General features: G+C 43.9%; 17 protein-coding genes and 5 tRNA genes. All 22 read right to left on the bottom strand.

Annotated elements, in window-relative coordinates:
* Positions 1-105: 105 nt before the first annotated feature.
* The gene (gene rpoC, locus AB6811_RS06525) at positions 106-4,380 is read right to left on the bottom strand and encodes a DNA-directed RNA polymerase subunit beta' (RefSeq protein ID WP_369489635.1); all 4,275 of its coding nucleotides are present in this window, start codon (positions 4,378-4,380) and stop codon (positions 106-108) included.
* A gap of 67 nt (positions 4,381-4,447) precedes the next feature.
* Entirely contained in the window at positions 4,448-8,275 is a 3,828-nt protein-coding gene (gene rpoB, locus AB6811_RS06520) for a DNA-directed RNA polymerase subunit beta (protein ID WP_369489634.1), read from the bottom strand.
* Positions 8,276-8,374: 99 nt separating this feature from the next.
* Entirely contained in the window at positions 8,375-8,755 is a 381-nt protein-coding gene (gene rplL, locus AB6811_RS06515) for a 50S ribosomal protein L7/L12 (RefSeq protein WP_369489633.1), read from the bottom strand.
* 35 nt (positions 8,756-8,790) lie between these two features.
* On the bottom strand, positions 8,791-9,318 hold the full coding sequence (gene rplJ, locus AB6811_RS06510; RefSeq protein WP_369489632.1) for a 50S ribosomal protein L10: 528 nt from the start codon (positions 9,316-9,318) through the stop codon (positions 8,791-8,793).
* Positions 9,319-9,344: 26 nt separating this feature from the next.
* On the bottom strand, positions 9,345-10,046 hold the full coding sequence (gene rplA / locus AB6811_RS06505; RefSeq protein WP_369489631.1) for a 50S ribosomal protein L1: 702 nt from the start codon (positions 10,044-10,046) through the stop codon (positions 9,345-9,347).
* 20 nt (positions 10,047-10,066) lie between these two features.
* Positions 10,067-10,507 carry a 50S ribosomal protein L11 gene (gene rplK / locus AB6811_RS06500; protein WP_369489630.1) on the bottom strand — a complete coding sequence of 147 codons (441 nt, stop codon included), beginning with the start codon at positions 10,505-10,507 and terminating at the stop codon, positions 10,067-10,069.
* A 21-nt stretch (positions 10,508-10,528) separates the two neighbouring features.
* Positions 10,529-11,077: a transcription termination/antitermination protein NusG gene (nusG, locus tag AB6811_RS06495; RefSeq protein ID WP_369489629.1), complete on the bottom strand. Its 549-nt coding sequence runs from the start codon at positions 11,075-11,077 to the stop codon at positions 10,529-10,531.
* 28 nt (positions 11,078-11,105) lie between these two features.
* Positions 11,106-11,297, bottom strand: a complete 192-nt coding sequence (secE, locus tag AB6811_RS06490) for a preprotein translocase subunit SecE (protein WP_369489628.1) — start codon at positions 11,295-11,297, stop codon at positions 11,106-11,108.
* A 19-nt stretch (positions 11,298-11,316) separates the two neighbouring features.
* Positions 11,317-11,389 (bottom strand) — tRNA-Trp (locus AB6811_RS06485).
* Positions 11,390-11,437: 48 nt separating this feature from the next.
* Entirely contained in the window at positions 11,438-12,628 is a 1,191-nt protein-coding gene (tuf, locus tag AB6811_RS06480; RefSeq protein ID WP_369489627.1) for an elongation factor Tu, read from the bottom strand.
* A gap of 66 nt (positions 12,629-12,694) precedes the next feature.
* A tRNA-Thr gene (locus tag AB6811_RS06475) sits at positions 12,695-12,766 on the bottom strand.
* Between the two features lie 10 nt (positions 12,767-12,776).
* Positions 12,777-12,849, bottom strand: a tRNA-Gly gene (locus AB6811_RS06470).
* Between the two features lie 40 nt (positions 12,850-12,889).
* Positions 12,890-12,972: transfer RNA gene (locus AB6811_RS06465), tRNA-Tyr, on the bottom strand.
* 16 nt (positions 12,973-12,988) lie between these two features.
* Positions 12,989-13,062: transfer RNA gene (locus AB6811_RS06460), tRNA-Thr, on the bottom strand.
* 219 nt (positions 13,063-13,281) lie between these two features.
* On the bottom strand, positions 13,282-13,581 hold the full coding sequence (gene hpf, locus AB6811_RS06455; RefSeq protein WP_369489626.1) for a ribosome hibernation-promoting factor, HPF/YfiA family: 300 nt from the start codon (positions 13,579-13,581) through the stop codon (positions 13,282-13,284).
* A gap of 20 nt (positions 13,582-13,601) precedes the next feature.
* The gene (locus AB6811_RS06450; protein WP_369489625.1) at positions 13,602-14,486 is read right to left on the bottom strand and encodes a tyrosine-type recombinase/integrase; all 885 of its coding nucleotides are present in this window, start codon (positions 14,484-14,486) and stop codon (positions 13,602-13,604) included.
* Between the two features lie 88 nt (positions 14,487-14,574).
* Entirely contained in the window at positions 14,575-14,766 is a 192-nt protein-coding gene (rpsU, locus tag AB6811_RS06445) for a 30S ribosomal protein S21 (protein ID WP_369489624.1), read from the bottom strand.
* Between the two features lie 110 nt (positions 14,767-14,876).
* Positions 14,877-15,782 (bottom strand): ComEA family DNA-binding protein, encoded by a 906-nt coding sequence (locus AB6811_RS06440; RefSeq protein ID WP_369489623.1) that lies wholly within the window; start codon positions 15,780-15,782, stop codon positions 14,877-14,879.
* 66 nt (positions 15,783-15,848) lie between these two features.
* Positions 15,849-17,309, bottom strand: a complete 1,461-nt coding sequence (locus AB6811_RS06435; protein WP_369489622.1) for an alanine/glycine:cation symporter family protein — start codon at positions 17,307-17,309, stop codon at positions 15,849-15,851.
* A 9-nt stretch (positions 17,310-17,318) separates the two neighbouring features.
* Positions 17,319-18,680, bottom strand: coding sequence for a sodium-dependent transporter (locus tag AB6811_RS06430; RefSeq protein ID WP_369489621.1), 1,362 nt, complete (start codon positions 18,678-18,680; stop codon positions 17,319-17,321).
* A 133-nt stretch (positions 18,681-18,813) separates the two neighbouring features.
* On the bottom strand, positions 18,814-19,872 hold the full coding sequence (locus AB6811_RS06425) for a class I fructose-bisphosphate aldolase (protein ID WP_369489620.1): 1,059 nt from the start codon (positions 19,870-19,872) through the stop codon (positions 18,814-18,816).
* 68 nt (positions 19,873-19,940) lie between these two features.
* A complete protein-coding gene (gene tamL, locus AB6811_RS06420; RefSeq protein ID WP_500812348.1) occupies positions 19,941-22,313 on the bottom strand; it encodes a translocation and assembly module lipoprotein TamL in 2,373 nt (790 codons plus the stop codon).
* Between the last annotated feature and the right edge of the window lie 79 nt (positions 22,314-22,392).

Below are 22,392 nucleotides of genomic sequence, written 5' to 3'. Positions count from 1 at the left end.
GGTTTTAATGTTTTCACGGCTAAGTTATGAATTTGTTTGCTATTTAACGATTATGAGCAAAAAAAAGAGCCGGCATTCACCGGCCCTTCCAATAATCTATCTGATTTACTTAACAGTAGCTGTTGAACTCTTTGATTTCTCAATAAGCTGATGTTCATCCTTAGAGTAAACAACAAGCTTATCGAACTCTCTGAGACCGGTACCTGCTGGAATGAGGTGACCACAAATAACGTTCTCTTTCAATCCCTCAAGGGTGTCAACCTTGCCGTAAATGGCTGCTTCGTTAAGCACCTTTGTGGTTTCCTGGAACGATGCTGCAGACATAAAGCTGTTGGTTTGCAGCGCAGCGCGGGTAATACCCTGAAGCACCTGATTGGATGTTGCAGGAACTGCATCGCGAGCTTCAACCAGCTTCATATCCTTACGTTTCAGCTTTGAGTTCTCATCGCGAAGCTGACGGGCTGTAATAATCATACCTGGACGTAGGTGGGCTGCATCGCCAGCATCAACAACAACCTTCTTTTCGAAGATATTATCGTTCTCCTCAATGAACTCCCACTTGTCAACAAGCTGTCCTTCAAGGAAGCGTGTATCGCCCGGATCAAGTATTTCAACCTTACGCATCATCTGGCGAACGATAACCTCAAAGTGCTTATCGTTGATCTTTACACCCTGCATGCGGTAAACTTCCTGAATCTCGTTAACAATGTACTCCTGCACTTCGGTAGGGCCCTTGATTGCAAGAATATCGGTAGGGGTAATTGCACCGTCCGAGAGGGGTGTACCAGCCTTTACGTAATCGTTTTCCTGAACAAGTATTTGCTTGGACAGGGGCACGAGGTAGTTCTTAACCTCACCGGTCTTAGAGGTAACCTTAATTTCACGATTACCACGCTTAACCTTACCAAACGATACTTCACCGTCGATTTCCGATACAATTGCAGGGTTCGATGGGTTACGAGCCTCAAAAAGCTCAACTACTCGAGGCAGACCACCGGTAATATCGCCTGCTTTACCTACAGCGCGTGGAATCTTTGCCAGAATATCACCTGCTTGAATGGTTGCACTATCTTCAACGGTTAGGTGAGCGCTAACGGGTAAGTTGTAAAGCTTAATAACCTCCTCGTTATCGGAAAGAATCTTTACAGCGGGGTTCTTACTCTTATCGCGCGATTCAATGATCACTTTCTCACGGTAACCGGTTTGCTCGTCGCTTTCCTCGCGGTAGGTTACCTCCTTGATGAGAGCGTCGAATCCAACCTTACCGGAAACCTCGGAAATGATAACGGCATTCCATGGATCCCATTCGCAGATGAGTTGTCCTTTCTTCACCGTATCACCATTGTTGATGTATAGCTTTGAACCGTAAGGTACATTGTTTGTGGAAAGGGTGATTCCAGTGTTGGAATCAACAATTCGCATCTCGGCCAAACGCCCAATAACTATATGGTAGTTGTTACCACTTTCATCCTGACGTTGAACTGTTTTTAGCTCTTCAATCTCGGCACGACCATCGAAACGGGCAACAATCTTTGAGTCAGAAATGATGCTACCGGCAGTACCCCCAACGTGGAAGGTTCGCAGTGTAAGCTGAGTACCAGGTTCACCGATACTCTGAGCTGCAATAACACCAACTGCCTCGCCTTTCTGAACCATTCGACCGGTTGCCAGGTTGCGGCCATAACACTTGGCGCAAACACCCTTGCGCGATTCACAGGTAAGCACTGAACGAATTTCAACCTGCTCGATGGGCGACTCCTCAATAATTTGAGCAATCTCCTCGGTAATCTCTTCCCCAGCTGCAATAATAAGCTCGCCGGTTAGCGGATGGAATACATCGTGTACCGTGGTTCTACCAAGAATTCTTTCGTAAAGGGTTTCAACCACTTCCTCGTTCTTCTTGATGGCAGTAGCCACAAGCCCACGAAGTGTACCACAGTCACTCTCGGTAATGATTACATCCTGCGATACGTCAACTAAACGACGGGTAAGGTAACCAGCGTCGGCTGTTTTAAGAGCGGTATCGGCAAGACCCTTACGGGCACCGTGGGTTGAGATGAAGTACTCAAGTACCGAAAGACCCTCCTTAAAGTTCGAAAGAATTGGGTTTTCAATAATTTCATTGGTAGTGGCACCTGATTTTTGCGGTTTAGCCATAAGACCACGCATACCGCAAAGCTGACGAATCTGCTCCTTGGAACCACGAGCACCGGAGTCGAGCATCATGTAAATTGAGTTGAATCCTTGCTTGTCCTCGGAGAGCTTTTTCATTAGCATCAAGGTCAACTTGGCGTTGGTATGTGTCCAGATGTCGATAATCTGGTTGTAACGCTCGTTGTTGGTTATGAGACCCATGTTGTAGTTGGACATAACCTCGTCAACCTGTGCGTATCCTTCTTCAACCAATTCGGCTTTCTCATCGGGGATGATAACATCGTCGATGTTGAATGATAGACCTCCCTTGAATGCCATGTAGTATCCCAAGTCCTTGATATCATCGAGGAATTGAGCGGTTTTGGACACACTGGTCTTCTTAAGAACCTTACCAATAATATCGCGAAGCGATTTCTTGGTCAGTAACTCATTAATGAAGCCCATCTCAGCAGGAACGTACTGGTTAAATATTACGCGTCCTACTGTAGTTTCAATTATTTGCTGCTTAGGTTGACCGTTTTCATCCAAAGTATTTAACCTAACCTTGATAATAGCATGTAGGTCAACGGCTTTCTCATTGTAAGCAATGATAACCTCCTCGGGTGAGTAGAAAATTGTTCCCTCGCCCTTGGCACCCTTACGGGGTTTTGTTATGTAGTATAGTCCCAGTACCATGTCCTGCGAAGGTACAGTGATAGGAGCACCGTTTGCAGGGTTCAAAATGTTGTGGGAACCCAACATGAGTATCTGGGCCTCCAGAATAGCCTCGTTTCCAAGGGGTAAGTGTACAGCCATTTGGTCACCGTCAAAGTCGGCGTTAAACGCAGTACACGACAGCGGGTGGAGCTGAATGGCCTTACCCTCAATAAGACGGGGCTGGAAAGCCTGAATACCGAGCCTGTGAAGGGTTGGAGCACGGTTCAGAAGAACGGGATGGCCTTTCATCACATTCTCAAGGATATCCCATACAACTGGATCGCGCCTGTCAACTATCTTTTTGGCCGATTTTACGGTTTTAACAATACCTCTCTCAATAAGCTTACGGATTACAAAAGGCTTGTAAAGCTCTGCAGCCATATCCTTGGGCAATCCGCACTCGTGCATCTTTAGCTCTGGGCCAACAACAATAACCGAACGTGCAGAATAGTCGACACGTTTACCCAAGAGGTTTTGGCGGAAACGTCCCTGCTTACCCTTAAGGCTATCGCTTAACGATTTAAGAGGACGGTTAGCCTCGGTTTTAACTGCGTTCGATTTGCGCGAGTTGTCAAATAGCGAATCTACGGCTTCCTGAAGCATACGTTTTTCGTTACGTAAAATCACCTCAGGGGCCTTTATCTCAATTAGCCTTTTTAGGCGGTTATTCCTGATGATTACCCTACGGTAAAGGTCATTTAAGTCCGATGTGGCAAAACGACCGCCGTCGAGGGGTACCAAAGGACGTAGTTCAGGTGGAATTACAGGAATCACCTTTAGTATCATCCACTCAGGCTTGTTTATATGAGCCGATTCGCGGAATGCTTCAACTACCTGCAGCCTTTTAAGAGCTTCGCTCTTGCGCTGCTGCGACGACTCAGTACTTGCCTTGTGACGCAAGTCGTACGAAAGTTCATCGAGGTTAATGCGCTGCAGAAGCATGTAAAGAGCCTCAGCTCCCATAGCAGCAATGAACTTGTTGGGGTCGCTATCGTCGAGGTACTGGTTTTCCTTTGGAAGTGTATCGAGGATGTCGAGGTATTCTTCTTCAGTTAAAAAGTCAAACTGATTAATACCATCGGCAGCCTTAATACCTGGATTAACAACCACGTAACGCTCGTAGTATATAATGGCATCGAGTTTTTTAGCAGGTAGTCCAAGCAGGTAGCCAATCTTGTTGGGTTGTGAACGGAAATACCAGATATGAGCAACAGGAACAACAAGGCTGATATGGCCCATGCGTTCACGGCGTACCTTCTTCTCGGTAACCTCTACCCCACATCGGTCGCAAACTATCCCCTTGTACCTGATACGCTTGTACTTTCCGCAATGGCACTCGTAGTCCTTCACAGGACCAAAAATGCGTTCGCAGAACAAACCGTCGCGTTCGGGTTTGTATGTTCTATAGTTAATGGTTTCAGGTTTAAGCACCTCACCGCTTGAACGCTCCAAAATCTCCTCGGGCGATGCTAAGCTAATGGTGATTTTTGAAAAGTTGCTTTTAACCTTATTCTCCCTTCTGAACGACATATTATTCGTGTTATAAGTTTGTTATGCCAATCCGGAAAGGGCCTTTGCCCTTTCCACGGCATATTGATTAATCCAGATTTACACTCAAGCCTAAACCACGGAGCTCATGAAGCAATACGTTAAGCGATTCAGGAATGCCCGGTTCAGGCATTGGTTCTCCCTTAACTATCGACTCGTATGCTTTAGCTCTTCCTACTACATCGTCGGACTTAATGGTAAGTATTTCCTGAAGGATGTGCGAAGCGCCAAATGCTTCCAGTGCCCACACCTCCATTTCACCGAAACGCTGACCACCAAACTGAGCCTTACCACCAAGGGGTTGCTGAGTAATAAGTGAGTAAGGTCCAATGGAACGGGCATGCATCTTATCGTCAACCATGTGACCGAGCTTAAGCATGTAAATAACCCCTACAGTAGCAGGTTGGTCGAACCTTTCACCTGTTCCGCCATCGTAAAGGTATGTTCTACCAAAACGGGGTAGCCCAGCCATATCGGTGTACTTGGTAATATCTTCAAGGGCTGCACCATCAAAAATGGGGGTACTAAACTTAATGCCCAGCTTTTGACCTGCCCATCCAAGTACGGTTTCATAAATCTGACCGAGGTTCATACGTGATGGCACACCAAGGGGGTTAAGCACTATGTCCACAGGAGTACCATCCTCTAGGAATGGCATATCCTCATCGCGAACAATTTTTGCTACAATACCCTTGTTACCGTGTCGACCAGCCATTTTATCACCTACGGTGATTTTACGTTTCTTGGCGATGTAAACCTTGGCCAGCTGCATTATTCCAGCAGGAAGTTCATCGCCAATTGTTGCGTTGAACTTCTTACGCTTGAATTCAGCATCGTACTCCTTCCACTTAAGGATGTAATTCTGTATTACTGCTTTAATTAGGTCGTTCTTAGCCTTATCGGTAGTCCATTTGTTGGGGTTTACGTTCATGTAATCAATATCCGAAAGGATTTTCTGGGTGAACTTAACACCACGAGCAAAAATTTCCTGATCGAAATTATCGTAAACACCCTGGCTGGTCTTACCGTTAACTAGTGAGAAAAGCTTATCGACTAAACGGTTCTTAAGTTCAGCAACCTGTTTATTAAACTCATTGTCGAGTTTCTCAAGCAGAGCCTTCTCATTAGTCTTGGCCTTTTTAGCCTCCTTACCATCCTTAATGGAACGTGAGAACAACATCTTATCAATAACCACCCCGTAAAGCGAAGGTGAAGCCTTTAGTGAGGCATCCTTAACATCACCAGCCTTATCGCCGAAGATAGCCCTTAAGAGTTTCTCTTCAGGGGTTGGGTCCGATTCGCCTTTAGGAGTAATTTTACCAATAAGGATATCGCCCGGAACAACATTAGCGCCAATTCTAATCATACCGTTTTCGTCGAGGTTCTTTGTAGCCTCTTCGGAAACGTTAGGAATATCGGCGGTAAGTTCTTCCATTCCTCGCTTGGTATCGCGAACCTCAAGGATGTACTCATCAACATGAATTGATGTAAACACATCGTCGCGGAGTAAACGCTCGCTGATTACAATAGCATCCTCAAAGTTGTAGCCTTTCCAAGGCATGAATGCAACCTTAAGGTTTCTACCCAAGGCCAACTCTCCATCTCTGGTTGCATACCCTTCGGTCAGAACTTGTCCTTTTACAATACGTTGTCCCTTTGTAACAATGGGCTTAAGCGTAATGGAGGTGTTCTGGTTGGTTTTTTTGAACTTAGGTAGCTTGTAGCGTTTAATTTCGGGATCGAAGCTTACAAAAAGTTCCTCTTCGGTTTTATCGTAACGAACAACTATTTCGTCGGCATCAACATACTCAACAACACCATTCTCCTCAGCTACAATCTGAGTTCGGCTATCCTTAACAACCTGACCCTCTAAGCCTGTACCAACAATTGGGGTTTCGGGCTGGAGAAGGGGTACAGCTTGTCGCATCATGTTCGATCCCATGAGCGCACGGTTAGCGTCGTCGTGCTCAAGGAACGGAATTAGCGATGCAGCTATTGACGCAATCTGGTTTGGAGCAACGTCCATTAGGTCAACCGATTCACTTTCGGATAACGGGAAATCGCCCTCGTAGCGAGCTTTCACCCTGTTGTTTACAAAAGTACCGTCATCGGTAAGGGGAGCGTTTGCCTGTGCAATAATTTTTGCTTCCTCTTCCTCGGCGCTCAGGTAAACAATATCGTTACTGGTCAGGCCAACTTTGCCATTCTCAACCTTGCGGTAAGGGGTTTCAATAAACCCAAGGTCGTTGATCTTTGCATAAACGCAAAGCGATGAGATAAGACCAATGTTAGGTCCTTCAGGGGTTTCAATGGGGCAAAGGCGTCCGTAATGCGTATAGTGAACGTCGCGAACCTCGAAACCGGCGCGTTCGCGAGTAAGACCACCAGGTCCCAAAGCCGATAAACGACGCTTGTGGGTCATTTCGGCCAGCGGGTTGGTCTGATCCATGAACTGCGAAAGCTGGTTTGTTCCGAAGAACGAGTTGATAACCGACGAGAGTGTTTTGGAGTTAATCAGATCGATAGGAGTAAACACCTCGTTATCGCGAACGTTCATACGCTCACGGATGGTTCTGGCCATACGGGCTAAACCAACGCCAAACTGAGCAGCCATCTGTTCACCCACGGTTCGCACCCTACGGTTACTTAGGTGGTCAATATCATCAACCTCAGCCTTTGAGTTAACCAGCTCAATGAGATACTTAATAATCTCAATGATATCTTCCTTGGTTAACACCTTAATGTCGGACGAGGTGTTCAGGTTAAGCTTTTTGTTGATACGGTAACGTCCTACATCACCCAAGTCGTAACGTTTATCGGAGAAGAATAGCTTATCGATAACGTCGCGGGCGGTAGCCTCATCGGGTGGTTCGGAGTTACGGAGCTGCCTGTAAATGTGTACCACAGCCTCCTTCTCAGAGTTACTGGGGTCTTTTTGCAGCGTGTTATAGATTATGGCATAATCGGAAATGCTCTGTGATTCTTTATGAACAAGAATTGACTTAACGCCGGAGTCGATAATCAAATCGATGTGGTCCTTTTCAATAACGGTTTCGCGGTCAAGGATAACCTCGTTACGCTCAATTGAAACCACCTCGCCGGTATCTTCATCAACAAAGTCCTCAATCCAACTCTTGAGAACGCGAGCGGCCAAACGTTGACCCACTACCTTGGTGAGAGTGGCTTTTGAAACCTTTACCTCTTCGGCTAGGTCGAATATCTGGAGGATATCCTTATCGGTCTCAAATCCAATGGCGCGCAAAAGTGTAGTTACGGGCAATTTCTTTTTACGATCGATGTATGCATACATCACGTTATTGATGTCGGTGGCAAACTCAATCCACGATCCCTTGAAGGGTATAATACGTGCGGAGTAGAGCTTGGTACCGTTAGGATGTACGCTTTGGCCAAAGAACACACCGGGCGAGCGATGAAGCTGCGAAACAACTACTCGTTCAGCTCCATTAATTACAAAACTACCGCGGGGTGTCATGTAGGGAATTGTTCCCAGGTATACATCCTGAACTACCGTATCAAAATCCTCATGTTCGGGATCGGTACAGTATAGCTTTAACTTTGCCTTTAGTGGTACGCTATAGGTTAACCCTCTATCCAGACATTCCTCAATGGAATAGCGGGGAGGATCAACGTAGTAATCGAGAAATTCGAGTACAAAATTGTTCCTGGTATCGGTAATTGGAAAATTCTCCTGAAACACTTTGAACAGGCCTTCGTTCTTACGCTCTTCGGGGGTTGAACCCAGCTTGAAGAACTCCATAAACGACTTTAACTGAATATCCAAAAAATCGGGATACTCGTAGAGGCTCTTTGTTTTGGAGAAATTGATACGTGCGTTGTTAGTTTTATTTTGAGACATTGCGAACGAATTGGTTGAACTATAAAATAAACATAACAAGAAAAAGGCTTAGAATCTATCAGGATAGATTCTAAACCTTAGAACCACTATAGGTTAGGACTATTTAAGTTCAACTTCTGCTCCTGCCTCTTCAAGTTGTGCTTTTAATGATTCAGCTTCTTCTTTAGAAACACCTTCCTTAACGGCCTTAGGAGCGCCATCAACTAAATCCTTAGCTTCCTTTAGACCAAGACCGGTAAGTTCCTTTACAAGCTTAACAACCTGCAATTTAGCACCGCCAGCTGACTTAAGAATAACGTCAAACTGAGTTTTTTCAGCGGCAGCAGCACCTTCGCCACCAGCAGCGGGAGCAGCAGCAACAGCTACAGCTGCAGCAGCAGGTTCAATACCATACTCGTCCTTGAGTATTTTAGCCAATTCGTTAACTTCCTTTACTGAGAGGTTAACCAAATCTTCTGCAAATTTTCTAAGATCTGCCATTTTAGTAAGTGTTTAATTTGTTCTCAAAATAATTTTTACTTTTCCCTTTCAGAGAGTGTTTTGATAACACCCGATAATTTTTGACCGCCAGATTGTAGCGAACCGATAACGTTCTTTGCGGGCGACTGGAGTAGTGCAATAACGTCGGCAATAAGCTCGTTCTTGCTCTTCAGGGTTGCCAGCACTTCAAGTTGGCTCTCGCCAACATATATCGATTCTTCAACATAGGCAGCCTTAAATAGAGGCTTTGGATGAGCCTTGCGAAAATCCTTGATAAGCTTAGCCGGAACATTACCTGTTTCGGTAAACATTACTGAGGTTGAGCCTTTCAATGTTTCAAAGATTGGCGAAAAATCGGTTGATTTGCCGCTTCTCTCAAGGGCTTTCTTCAGCAATGTGTTCTTAACCACTACCAGCTTTACCTTTTTCTCAAAGCAGGTCTTACGTAACTTGTGAGTTACCTCTGCATTAAGTTCCGAGGTATCGGTAAGGTAAAAATGGGGGTACTGGTTAATTTGCTCGGTCAGCTTATCAATCAGTGCGTTTTTATCTTCCCTTCTCATAACAAATTGGGTCTGTGTAAACGTTATTAATTCGAAGCCGTGAGCGACTTGGTGTCAATAGCAATACCGGGGCTCATGGTAGTGGAAAGGTATACACTCTTAATGTAGGTACCTTTAGCCGACGTAGGTTTGAGCTTAATGATGGTATTGATAAACTCAAGCGCATTATCAACAATCTTGTCAGGCTCGAATGAAATTTTTCCGATTGATGAGTGGACTATACCAAACTTGTCAACCTTAAAGTCAATCTTACCCTGCTTTACCTCCTTAACAGCCTTTTCAACTTCCATGGTAACCGTACCACTCTTGGGGTTTGGCATCAAACCGCGGGGGCCAAGAATACGTCCTAAAGGACCTAGCTTAGCCATAACCGAGGGCATGGTAATAATAACATCCACATCGGTCCATCCGCCCTTGATCTTCTCGATGTAATCGTCAAGGCCTACGTAGTCGGCGCCAGCCTGGCGAGCAGCCTCCTCCTTATCGGGAGTACAGAGTACCAGAACGCGAACGTTCTTACCGGTACCATGCGGAAGGGTTACCACACCACGAACCATCTGGTTGGCCTTACGGGGGTCAACCCCTAAGCGAATATCAATATCAACCGATGCATCGAACTTGGTGTATGTAATTTCCTTCAACAGTGCGGCTGCTTCCGATAGCTTGTAAGTCTTACCGGGCTCTACTTTCGACAGAGCAAGCTTCCTGTTTTTTGTCAGTTTAGTCATTGCGCAAATGAGGTTAAATGTTAATTCCCCGGAAACTCTCCGGTAACAGTGATACCCATGCTGCGGGCTGTACCGGCCACCATCTTCATTGCTGATTCAATGGTGAAACAGTTCAGATCCTGCATCTTTTCCTGGGCAATTTCTCGAACTTGCTCCCAGGTTACAGAGGCAACCTTTTTCCTGTTAGGCTCAGCCGATCCCTTTTGTTGCTTTGTTATCTCAAGCAAAGTTACGGATACCGGTGGGGTTTTTACGACAAAATCGAACGATTTGTCGGTATAATATGTTATAACCACAGGTAGAACCTTGCCTGCCTGTGCTTGAGTTCTGGCATTGAATTGCTTGCAGAACTCCATAATATTTACCCCCTTGGAGCCAAGAGCAGGACCAATGGGTGGTGATGGGTTAGCAGCACCACCTTTAATCTGGAGTTTAATAAATCCAGCTACTTCTTTAGCCATAGTGCATTTGCTCTTTAATTATTACTCCTTTTCAACTTGCATAAAACTTAACTCCAGTGGAGTTTTACGGCCGAAGATTTTCACCATAACCTTCAGCTTCTTCTTCTCTTCGTTAACCTCCTCAATCACTCCAGAAAAGGAATTGAATGGTCCATCAATTACTTTTACTGTTTCACCTACGTAGAATGGAACATTCAACTCTTCCTCGCTGTCCACCAGCTCATCTACCTTGCCAAGTATTCGGTTAACCTCAGCTTGGCGTAGAGGGATTGGATCGCCGGTTTTTGGGTCACCTAAAAAACCAAGGACATTGGGAATGTTTCGTAGGATGTGAGGAATCTCACCTACCAGTGCAGCTTCAATAAGAACGTAGCCAGGGTAGTAAATCCTTTCCTTGCTGATCTTTTTGCCATTTCGAATCTGGTAAACTTTCTCAGTAGGAATAAGAACCTGATAGATAAAGTCGTCTAGCTTCAAACGTTTAATTTCGTTTTCCACCAGCTCCTTTACCTTCTTCTCCTTACCACCAATGGCCCTAAGAACATACCATTTTTTAACATTCTCTTCCATTACAGCTCCTTCTTAGGCCGTTCTATTGTTAGCTAAGTACACGGTAAACAAACTCCATCAATCTTTCGAATGAGAAGTCCATAACGAAGACAACCAGTGCGATTAAAAGGGAAGCAATCATAACAATTAATGCACTGGACTGAAGTTCTTTCCATGTTGGCCACGAAACTTTTTGCACCATCTCGGTGTAAACGTCGTGCAAGTACTGTGTAATTTTCATGTCAACAGTTTGTGTTTAGCACGGGTGGAGAGACTCGAACTCCCAGCCAATGGTTTTGGAGACCACTACTCTACCAATTGAGCTACACCCGTGTGAGAAACCGAACGGATTCCGTTGAACCCGTTCGGGGTTTTATTGAATTACTCAATAATGTCAATTACCTGACCGGCACCAACAGTCCTACCACCTTCGCGGATTGCAAAGCGTAGGTTCTTGTTGATAGCAACAGGGTAGATAAGTTCTACAGTGATAGTTACGTTATCGCCAGGCATTACCATTTCAACGCCTTCGGGAAGCATAATTTCACCGGTTACGTCGAGGGTACGTAGGTAGAACTGAGGACGGTAGTGGTTGTGGAAAGGAGTGTGACGGCCACCCTCTTCTTTCTTCAACACGTAAATCTCAGCTTTGAACTTGGTGTGAGGGGTAATTGAGCCTGGCTTAGCAATAACCATACCACGCTTAATTTCCTTCTTGTCAATACCACGGAGTAGTAGACCTACGTTGTCGCCAGCTTCACCCTGATCAAGGATCTTACGGAACATTTCAACACCGGTAACTACTGACTTCATAGGCTTGTCGTTGGTTAAACCTACGATTTCAACTTCGTCGCCAGTGTGGATAACGCCAGTTTCAATTCTACCGGTAGCAACAGTACCACGACCAGTGATTGAGAATACGTCCTCAACAGGCATTAGGAATGGTTTTTCGTTGTCACGTGGAGGAATGGGAATGTACTCATCAACAGCATTCATGAGTTCCATTACCTTTTCAACCCACTGTGGTTCGCCGTTTAGGGCACCAAGAGCAGAACCACGGATAACGGGTACGTTATCGCCATCGAACTGATAGAAGCTCAAGAGCTCACGTACTTCCATTTCAACGAGGTCAAGCATTTCAGCATCGTCAACCATGTCGCACTTGTTCAGGAACACAACGATCTTAGGAACGTTTACCTGACGAGCAAGAAGGATGTGCTCACGGGTTTGAGGCATAGGACCATCAGTAGCAGCTACAACAAGGATAGCGCCGTCCATCTGGGCAGCACCAGTAACCATGTTCTTAACATAGTCAGCGTGACCAGGACAGTCAACGTGAGCGTAGTGACGGTTCTCAGTTTGATACTCAACGTGAGCGGTGTTAATGGTAATACCGCGCTCTTTTTCTTCAGGAGCGTTGTCGATAGAGTCGAATGAACGATATTCGGAAAGACCCTTTTCAGCTAATATTTTAGTAATAGCAGCGGTAAGGGTAGTCTTACCATGGTCAACGTGGCCAATGGTACCGATGTTCACGTGCGGTTTCGACCTATCAAATTTTTCTTTAGCCATAGTTTTCTGGTATTAATTTAAAATTAGTATTAAAAACTTGATTGTCTTATACAACACAAAAAATTGAGCCGATGACGAGAATTGAACTCGTGACCCCTTCCTTACCAAGGAAGTGCTCTACCTCTGAGCTACATCGGCTTACAGGTAGAGCGGGAGACGAGACTCGAACCCGCGACCCTCAGCTTGGAAGGCTGATGCTCTACCGACTGAGCTACTCCCGCATGCCACCAACCCGGCAGGACTGGTGTCAACCCTGTTTTGTGGGGAGAGCAGGATTCGAACCTACGAAGGCATAAGCCAGCAGATTTACAGTCTGCCCCAGTTGGCCACTTTGGTATCTCCCCAACCTGTTTTGCTTTGAGCCGATGGAGGGATTCGAACCCCCGACCAGCTGATTACAAATCAGCTGCTCTGGCCAACTGAGCTACATCGGCAATCAAAGTGTTTTTGCACTATTTTAAGGAACGTTTACCTCCTGAAATCGGATTGCAAATGTATAACAATTTTAATTATCTGCAAAAATTTTTATCTTTTTATGTAACCTTTTTTAGTACAATTTTCATAATCCATCTGTCTGTTTTGACCTGTTACAGCAAAAAATGAAGCCCTCACGGGCTTCATCTGTTTTGTTTTTAGTCTATTTTTTGGGTTTGCTATACCCCTCTTAGCTTTTCCTTAAACTTTTTAACTTGACCCTTCAGCACATCAATACATAGGTCAGTAGCCTCTTCAAAGGTTTTCCCTTTACGTTGGGCAAACAAATCGTTGCCAGGCACCTTAAGGCGGAATTCAACAACCTTGTTTTCCATGTCCTGGCTATTTTCCAACTTTAGGTACACCTCGGTTTCCACGATGTTGTCAAAATAGCGCTCAAGTTTTGCAGCTTTCTTCTCAACGTAATCAAGAAGCTTCCGGTCAGCATCAAACTTGATGGATTGAATTTTAACGTTCATAATAAATCCTCCTTTTGGTTTTAGGCTCGTGGATGAGCCTGGTTATAATTGTTTTTAAGTTTTTCGAATGTGCTGTGGGTGTACACCTGGGTAGCCAGTAAACTTGAGTGGCCTAGCAGCTCTTTAATGGCATTCAAATCGGCCCCCTTGTTTAGCAAATGGGTTGCAAAGCTGTGCCTTAGCACGTGGGGGCTCCTTTTTTGAAGGGGTGTAATCAAGGTTAAGTAGTGGTTTACTACTCTGTATACGAGTTTTGGGTAAACCGGTTTACCTTTTGGCGTAACAAAAAAACTAACAGTATCGGAAAATTTTTTGTTTCGTTCCTCAAGGTACTCCACAATCAAATCTTTAAGTTCCGGATGAATGGGAATGATACGTTCCTTGCTACCCTTCCCCATTACTTTAATGGTCATTGAACCCACATCGACCGATTGGAGGGTAAGCCCAACTAGCTCCGATAGGCGCATACCGGTAAAATAGAACATGGTTATTATTAGCCGGTTACGTAAGCCCTCAAAATCATCGCCAAACAGGTCGTTGGTATTAAGTTTTGCCATGTCGGCTTCAGGGACAAATTCAGGTAAGCGCTTACTGGTTTTGGGCGAAACTACACGTTTCATGGGATTGTTGGCAATTACGCCTTGGCGTAATAAGTACTTAAAGAATGTGCGAAGCGATGAAAGCTTACGGTTAACCGAACGGGTTGATAGGCCTTGGCTAACTAAGTTCGACATCCAAGCCCTGATGGTCCTATGGCTAATGTGTTCAATAGCTTCGGTACTTGCGGGATTGACTCCTGAATAGCTGAAGAAGGAATGCAGATCATCGCCATACGAGCGTATGGTGTGCGATGAGTAACCCTTCTCTATATCAAGGTATTTAAGAAATGAGGCCAGCATATCCATTGAATGCAATATAGTTTTTTTCAAACTAAAAAGCAAAAAAAAAATCAGGCAAAATAGCCTGATTATGCATTCAACTGAACATCAGCTTCTACTCTTCCTGCTGCTGTAGCTTCTGAATGTAAATGGCTCTTTTGATCTGCTCCCTACGAGCAACCGAAGGTTTAACGTAAGCTTGACGGGAACGTAACTCCCTCATAATACCGGTTTTTTCAAACTTACGCTTGAATTTTTTTAGAGCTCTTTCAATATTTTCGCCTTCTTTAACTGGTACTATAATCATGTTTATCGAATTTTATGAGCTGCAAAATTATAATGTTTTGGTTTTAATACAAAATATTTTAGTCTTTTTTTGTGGAAATTATTCCAATTGTTTGTGAAGTATCAATTTTACTATAAATCAAGGTAATGTTTTAGCTTTTCGAACCGGTCGCGGGGTAAAAGCTTGTTCTTCCATAGCTCATCAAGTGTTTTAATCGTACCTTTTTGCGAGCGGTAGTAAATAATTGCTTTAGCCTGATAATCGTTCACATAGGGATGGATTCTCAGGTCATCGTACTTAATTAGATTTATGTTGATTTTTCGAATACGGGTAGTGTCGATATATATGTTTGGCCTTAGCTGGTCAACCAGTTGCGGAGTAAATCCATAAACCTCGCCAAGCTGATCAATACTATAAAATCCACCGAGTAGGTTCCTGTAACCCACAATCCGCTTTGCGTAGTTACTTCCTATACCTTTAAGTTTTAGTAACGAGAGGGTATCGGCACCATTGAGCTCCACAAGAATGGGCTTGGTATCAATAACCCTATCATGGCTAATAGTATCGGTAACCGGAGCTATACGTACCAGCGGCTTTAGCCTCGCCTTTGTAGCCGAGTCGATAACAAAAATTTTATCGATATCGTCAGGAGTCCTGAAACGCCCCCCTTTAGACCTATACTTAACAAGTACCTCAGCTTGCTTCCGGCTTAACCCCAATTCCATTAAGCTGTCAAGGCTTACGGTGTTGGGATCAAATAAAAATGATTTTTTAGTTCGGGGAAGTTCCATCTCGGCCTCAATACCCGAAGGTGGCTCAATAACTTTCTCGGGCTCATGGTACTGGAGAGTTAAAAAGAAACTATCGGCTTTTTGAACAAGCATGGGATCGGGAGTGGAAACAACATTGAAATACTTTTTATACAGGTACGGAGCCACAGCGAAGAGCAAAAGTAATAGAACCAGAATAATGGTTCCATTTCGTTCGCCCCTTGAAAAGTATAAGAAGCTTTTAACGCTAACCCAAATCCGCTTCATTGTTAGCAACCAGTTCTACTAATACCAAATGTCGCGAAAAATGATAAAAGAAACAATAAGTTTACGCTACCTATACAATCTCCCTGTTTTCCATCTATTCCAGTAACTATCCAAATCGGCCCGCACCTCTTTAGCCATAAAAATCATTCCAAGAATATTTGGGAAAGCCATCCCTAAGATCATCATATCGGAAAAATCCATGACAGCCCAAAGGTTCGAAGCGCTACCCACAACAATACAAAGTAAAAAAATAATGTAGTATAGCTTGGTAGATGCCTCAGGTACAGGAATAATCCCGTTCAAACGTTTCTCAAAAAGGTAGTTAAAGCCTTTGAGGCCATAGTATGACCAGCTAATCATGGTTGAAAAAGCGAATAGTAAGATAGCGATAGCCAGCAGATATGGGAACCAAGGCAATACGGTGGCAAATGCGGCTGAAGTTAGCTGGGCCCCCTGTAAACCAGAGCTATTACCAGCTAAACCAGCAAAATTTATTACTAAAGCGGTCATGGTGCATACCACTACAGTATCGATGAATGGTTCAAGCAAAGCAACAATGCCCTCACTAACAGGCTCATCGGTTCGGGCAGTTGAGTGCGCAATGGAAGCGGAACCTATCCCTGCCTCGTTGGAAAATGCTCCCCGTTGAAACCCAACAATAAACGCACCAAAAAAACCACCAGCAATGGATTTGAGTCCAAATGCCTGCTCAAAGATCAGACTAAAAACCTCACCCAACCGTGAAATGTTTAGAAAGATAATTACCATGGATGCTGAAATGTAGAGGATAACCATGAAAGGAACTATCCGCGAGGCAACACTGGCAATGCTTTTTATTCCACCCAGGACTACTAAACCTACCAGCAAGGCCATGGCAATACCAAAATAGGCTCCCTTACCATTTAACCAGGGTATGATGAAAGCCATTTGCGAAAATGCCTGATTAGCCTGAAACATATTTCCACCGCCAAACGATGCGCCAATTACTAAAACCGAAAAGGTTACCGCCAGTATGTTACCTAAAGTTTTCATGTTACGCTTGGCAAGCCCTTGGCTCAGGTAGTACATGGGCCCTCCCGATACCCTACCCTTTGAGTCAATCAATCTATACTTTTGCCCTAGCGTGCACTCGGTAAACTTAAGCGACATGCCCAACAGCCCAGCCATTATCATCCAGAATGTTGCCCCGGCCCCCCCAACGCTTATGGCAACTGCAACACCCGCAATATTTCCCAAACCAACAGTTGCTGAAAGAGCGGTTGATAAAGCTTGAAAATGGGACACCTCTCCCTTTTTGCTATTCTTATCGAGCCTACCCGAGGTGATTTGGATTGAGTGCCAAAAAGCCCGGATGTTGATAAATCCCATGCGGAAAGTAAAATAAACTCCCCAAACCATTAGCCACATCACAACAAAGGGAAACCGAAAACCTATTTCTACCCCAAATGTTCTAAAAGGGTCCCAGAACAGAAAGCTCGATAGTACCCTAACCAGTGGCTCAAATATGGAATTAATTAGCTCATCCATTCCATTAGTCTATCCAAGTGAACCGTAAAATACTGAATATATGAAAATGGCTGCTATAGCTAACGGTGCAATAAAACGAACTATAAAACGGTATATAGGGAAGTAACCAGCTTTAAGTTCTCCCCCATTTGAAACCTCATCGAATAATGTTGACTTATTTAGGTACCATCCAACAAAAATCACTATTAGCATTCCTCCGAGTGGAAGTAAGATGTTAGAGGCCAGAAAATCGAGCATATCGAAAATGGTTTTGCCCGAGAGTTTAATATCGCTTAAAGGTCCAAACGATAGTGATGCCAAAACACCCAATACCGATATGGAAACCGAAGCTAAAATGGTTGCCTTAAGGCGATTGATACGCAACTCCTCCGAGAAATATGCCACAACCACTTCAAGCACCGATACCGTTGAAGTTAACGCAGCCACCGCAAGTAGAATGAAAAAAATAAGTCCAAAAAGATTCCCCATTGGTATGTGGCTAAAAATCTCCGGTAAGGTTATAAAAACCAAACTTGGACCTGCAGTAGGTTCAATGTTAAAAGCAAATACAGCAGGAAATATTACTACTCCTGCTAAAACTGCAATAAATGTATCGGCTAGTGATACGTTTAATGCCGTTCTACCTAAATTGTCGGTTTTTCGGAAGTATGAAGCATAAGTAATTAAAGCACCCATTCCAAGACTAAGTGAGAAAAAAGCCTGCCCCATGGCAAATAGAACCGTCTTAATGGTTACCTTTGAAAAGTCGGGCTTAAACAGGAACGCCAATCCTTTTGATGCATTGGGTAAGGTAATTGATCGTACACATAGTACTAAAAGAAAAAACACTAGCAATGGCATTAAAAACTTGCTATACTTCTCAATCCCATTTTTTATACCTCCTATCACAATGTATGCTGTAATGGTCATAAATACTAGCTGCCATATAATGGGGCGAATGGGATGAACCAGAAAATTCTGAAAAGCATCGCCCAGCTGCTGGGTGGATTGATTACCAAATCCAATAGTTACTGATTTTACAATATACTCCAGGGTCCAACCAGCTACAGCACTATAAAACGATAGGATTACGAAGGCGGCCACCACTCCCATTATACCCACAAAATACCAAGGAGTGCCAGGCGAAATTGCCTTAAATGAACCAAATACATTGCGCTGACCACGCCTGCCAATGGAAAATTCAGATATCATAACAGGGATTCCCAAAAGGAACACAAACAGAAGATAGATAAGCAAAAAAGCTCCTCCTCCGTTCTGTCCTGTTATATATGGGAACTTCCAAATGTTTCCTAATCCTACTGCCGAGCCGGCAGCGGCTGCAATAATACCAAATTTGCTTCCAAAGCTATCGCGATTATTAGAAACTGACATAGGTTTAGAGTTTAGGTTTAGGTTATAAATTTTGGCGCACCAATTTGGAAAAAAATGGACACTAAAACAAGTGTTAGCGTAAAAAAGCCCATCCCGGACTCCAGAATGGGCAATGTTTTACAAAAAGCATTTGTTAAGCTATGTCGACCTTACTTTCAAGGTAAACATCCTGAATGGCATTCAGAATTTTTATACCCTCATCCATAGGGCGTTGAAAAGCTTTGCGACCGCTAATGAGTCCCATTCCACCTGCACGTTTATTAACTACAGCAGTATAAACAGCCTCGGCCAAATCGCTTGCTCCCGAGGAGGCACCACCCGAGTTAATTAAACCAGCTCGTCCGTTATAACAACCTACTACCTGGTAGCGAGTCAAATCAATGGGATGATCGGTAGTTAGCTGTGAATAAACCTTATCGTGGGTTTTGCCGAAGTTTATGGCTTTAAAGCCACCATTATTCTCTGGGGCTTTCTGTTTAATAATATCGGCCTGAATGGTAACCCCCAAATGGTTTGCCTGGCTGGTTAAGTCGGCGGCTAGATGGTAGTCCACGCCATCTTTTTTAAATCCATTGTTTCGCAGGTAGCACCAAAGAACGGTAGCCATTCCCAACTCATGGGCACGCTCAAACGCCTGGGCAACTTCAATGATTTGCCGGTTGCTCTCCTCGGAACCAAAATATATTGTAGCCCCAACTGCTACTGCACCTAGGTTCCATGCCTCATCAACCGATCCAAACATAATCTGATCGTACTTATTGGGATAGGTAAGCAGCTCGTTATGGTTAATCTTTACAATAAAAGGTATGCGGTGGGCATATTTACGGGCTACCGATGCCAGCACCCCAAATGTTGAGGCAACCGCATTAGCACCACCCTCAATGGCCAACTTAACAATGTTTTCAGGATCAAAGTAAATGGGATTTGGGGCGAACGATGCACCTGCACTATGTTCAATTCCCTGATCAACAGGCAGGATTGAAAGGTAGCCCGTACCAGCCAAGCGTCCGTGGTTGAACATAGCCTGCAAGCTTCGCATTACCTGTGGTGATCGGTTGCTGTGGTAAACCACACGCTCCATGAAGTCGGGACCGGGAAGGTGAAGCATCTCCTTCGATACGGTATTGCACTTATGTTCAAGAAGATAATTGGCATTATCGCCAAGCAACTCTACTATTTTATCGTAGTTCATAGATTTAGAATTTAATCGGTTCTATACAAACCTACGATAAATATTGATTTAAGTCAAGTAGGGTAAAGCTAAAACGGATATCCAATACCAAAGTTAAAGGTTATATCGCTGATGCTAAACTTTCGATTAAGTGGAACCCAGGGTTTGTAGGGTTCGTTCGGATTTATTGCCGGATCGAATATCTTATAGCCAAAATCGGTTCGTAAAATAAAGAAACCCAAATTCATCCTTATCCCCAATCCGCTACCAATAGCAATCTGTTCATAGAATTTATTCCATTCAAAGGTAGCCCCTGTCCTATCGTCAAGTCCGGGCATCGACCAAATATTGCCGCAATCGATAAACATAGCCCCTTCCAGCTTCCAAACCATACGGAAGCGGTACTCAAAATTTGCTTCCAGCTTTATATCGGCAGTGCGGTTTGGGAAGCGCTCAGCGGGTTGATAGTATGAGCCTGGGCCTAATGAGCGCGCCTGCCATGCTCGTACTCCATTGGCTCCACCCGTAAAGAAGCGCTTTTCAAAGGGCAATGCCCGTGAGTTACCGTAAGGATAGCCAACCCCAATGTACAAACGATATGCAAAGGAGTTGTTCTCATCGGCAACCTGATGGTATGTAAGATTTATATCGCTCCGTACAAACTGTGAGAACTCTGTATTGAAAAACGTATACGCCCCGTTTGAATTTTTTGGTCTATCGCTCAGCTTGGATATTGCTTGAAGAGCGTTCCCGGACAGTTCAAGATTAAAGCGAATGTAGCTGTAGCTGCTTGCCTTTTTAACGTTTTGGTTACTGTAAACCAGGTTGTAGCTAGAAACTGTCACAATTTGGCTTATGTAGCTGTATTTAAGAAAGGTGGTATCAATCTGAGCCTGAAACTCTGGACTAATCTTTTGTATTGAAATGGCATTTAGCTCAATTGGGTTAAGGGTATGCAGCATAAAGCGTGAGCTTTTCCAAACATAACCGAACTGTAACCCAGCAATCAGTCGGGTATACTCAGGACGGCGCTGAAAGCTGTACGAGGCAGTAAGCTGGGTGTTAGGAGCATATTTATCGACCCTAACATGCGAAGTGTAAGGTCCTATGTACTTTGGAGTAGTAAGCCCCATTGAACCTCCAAGCTCAAGGGTATTATTCAGGTTGATTTTTTGCTGGGCGGTTTCAACAAGTCCTCGGAACTTAATATCAAATACCTCTGCACCTTTAAATAGGTTTTTATGCTGATAGTTTAACGTACCCTCAGCGCCAAGCGAGCCGCTGGTATTTGTTCCTACCAACTCCACCTGATAGCTCTGCAAGGTATGCGGAACCAGCTGAATATAACAGTTAAGATACCCGAACTCCTCCGATTCAGAACCTGTATCTATATCAGAGAAGTCAATTTCACCGGTTTGTTCCTTTGCCTCTACTTCTTCCAGTTCAATATTAACAAACTTAAATAACCTAATTTGGCTCAGATTCTGCTGAGTTCTGTTGACTTGGTCAACAGAATACATTTCGTTTGGTTTTAACTGGTTAAATGCCTCAATTACATCGAGCTTCACACCCGGGTTCTGGTGAAAAACATAGTACACACTAGCCCTACAAATTGTATCAAGCTCACCAACATCACGGTACGAGCTAAACTTGAATGGGTCATAGTTCGGATAAATAAAAACATTCCGAAACTTGTATCGCTTAAACCTTATGGGTTTTAGTTTCCCATTCTCATCGGCCCGGAGTGGATTTTTTATGATAAGGTTAAGGTCAACCCTGTTGTTCCTGAAGTTAGTATCGGCGGTAAAGGTTATAAAATTCTTACTAAAAGTGAAGTAGCCATTTCGTTTTAGCATTGTTTCAATTCGCTCCCTTTCGGTCTGGAGCATATCCACATCAAATAAATCGTTTCTTTTAATTAGCCTGTTCACGGTATCGGCCAACACAAGCTGGCGGATAAGGGTATCCTCAATGAAATAGCCAACTCTCCTCACCTTATAGGGCAAATTAGGATGGATAGTATAAAAAACATCGGCCTTTTTCCCATGAATCCAAACCGAATCGGTTACCACTGCATTATAGTAGCCCTTACTTTGAAGGTAAAGCTTGATATTTCTTGAGCTTCCTGAAACTGCATTACTATCGAAAAGTACTGGATCTTCACCAATGGTTCTTAGCCCACTGTTTAGCCAACCCGATTTTCGGGGATTTGATAGACTATAAACCCTTAGGTGGAACCTAAATCCCAGTATCTTCTTATTTGGCTTTTGCTTTACATAAGGTAATAAATCGTCGGGTTTTACCTGCTTTGAACTCGTTTTTATTTGTACTTTGTTGAGCAGGTGCATATTTTCTGGCACATGCTTGGTTACGGAACAACCTGTAACTATTAAAAGGGAGGAAAAATACAGTATATTCCTTAAAGGCCAACTAATTTTCTGAAAACTGAAAGTCACAGGCATAATCAGAGTTAGGTATTATGAACTATACAAATGTAATTATAACAGCAATTCGCCATCTATTTTTTACAGCAATAGTTAT

Source organism: Tenuifilum sp. 4138str, assembly GCF_041102575.1.
Taxonomy (GTDB): Bacteria; Bacteroidota; Bacteroidia; order Bacteroidales; family Tenuifilaceae; genus Tenuifilum; species Tenuifilum osseticum.
This window is presented reverse-complemented; position numbering and strand designations above follow the sequence as displayed.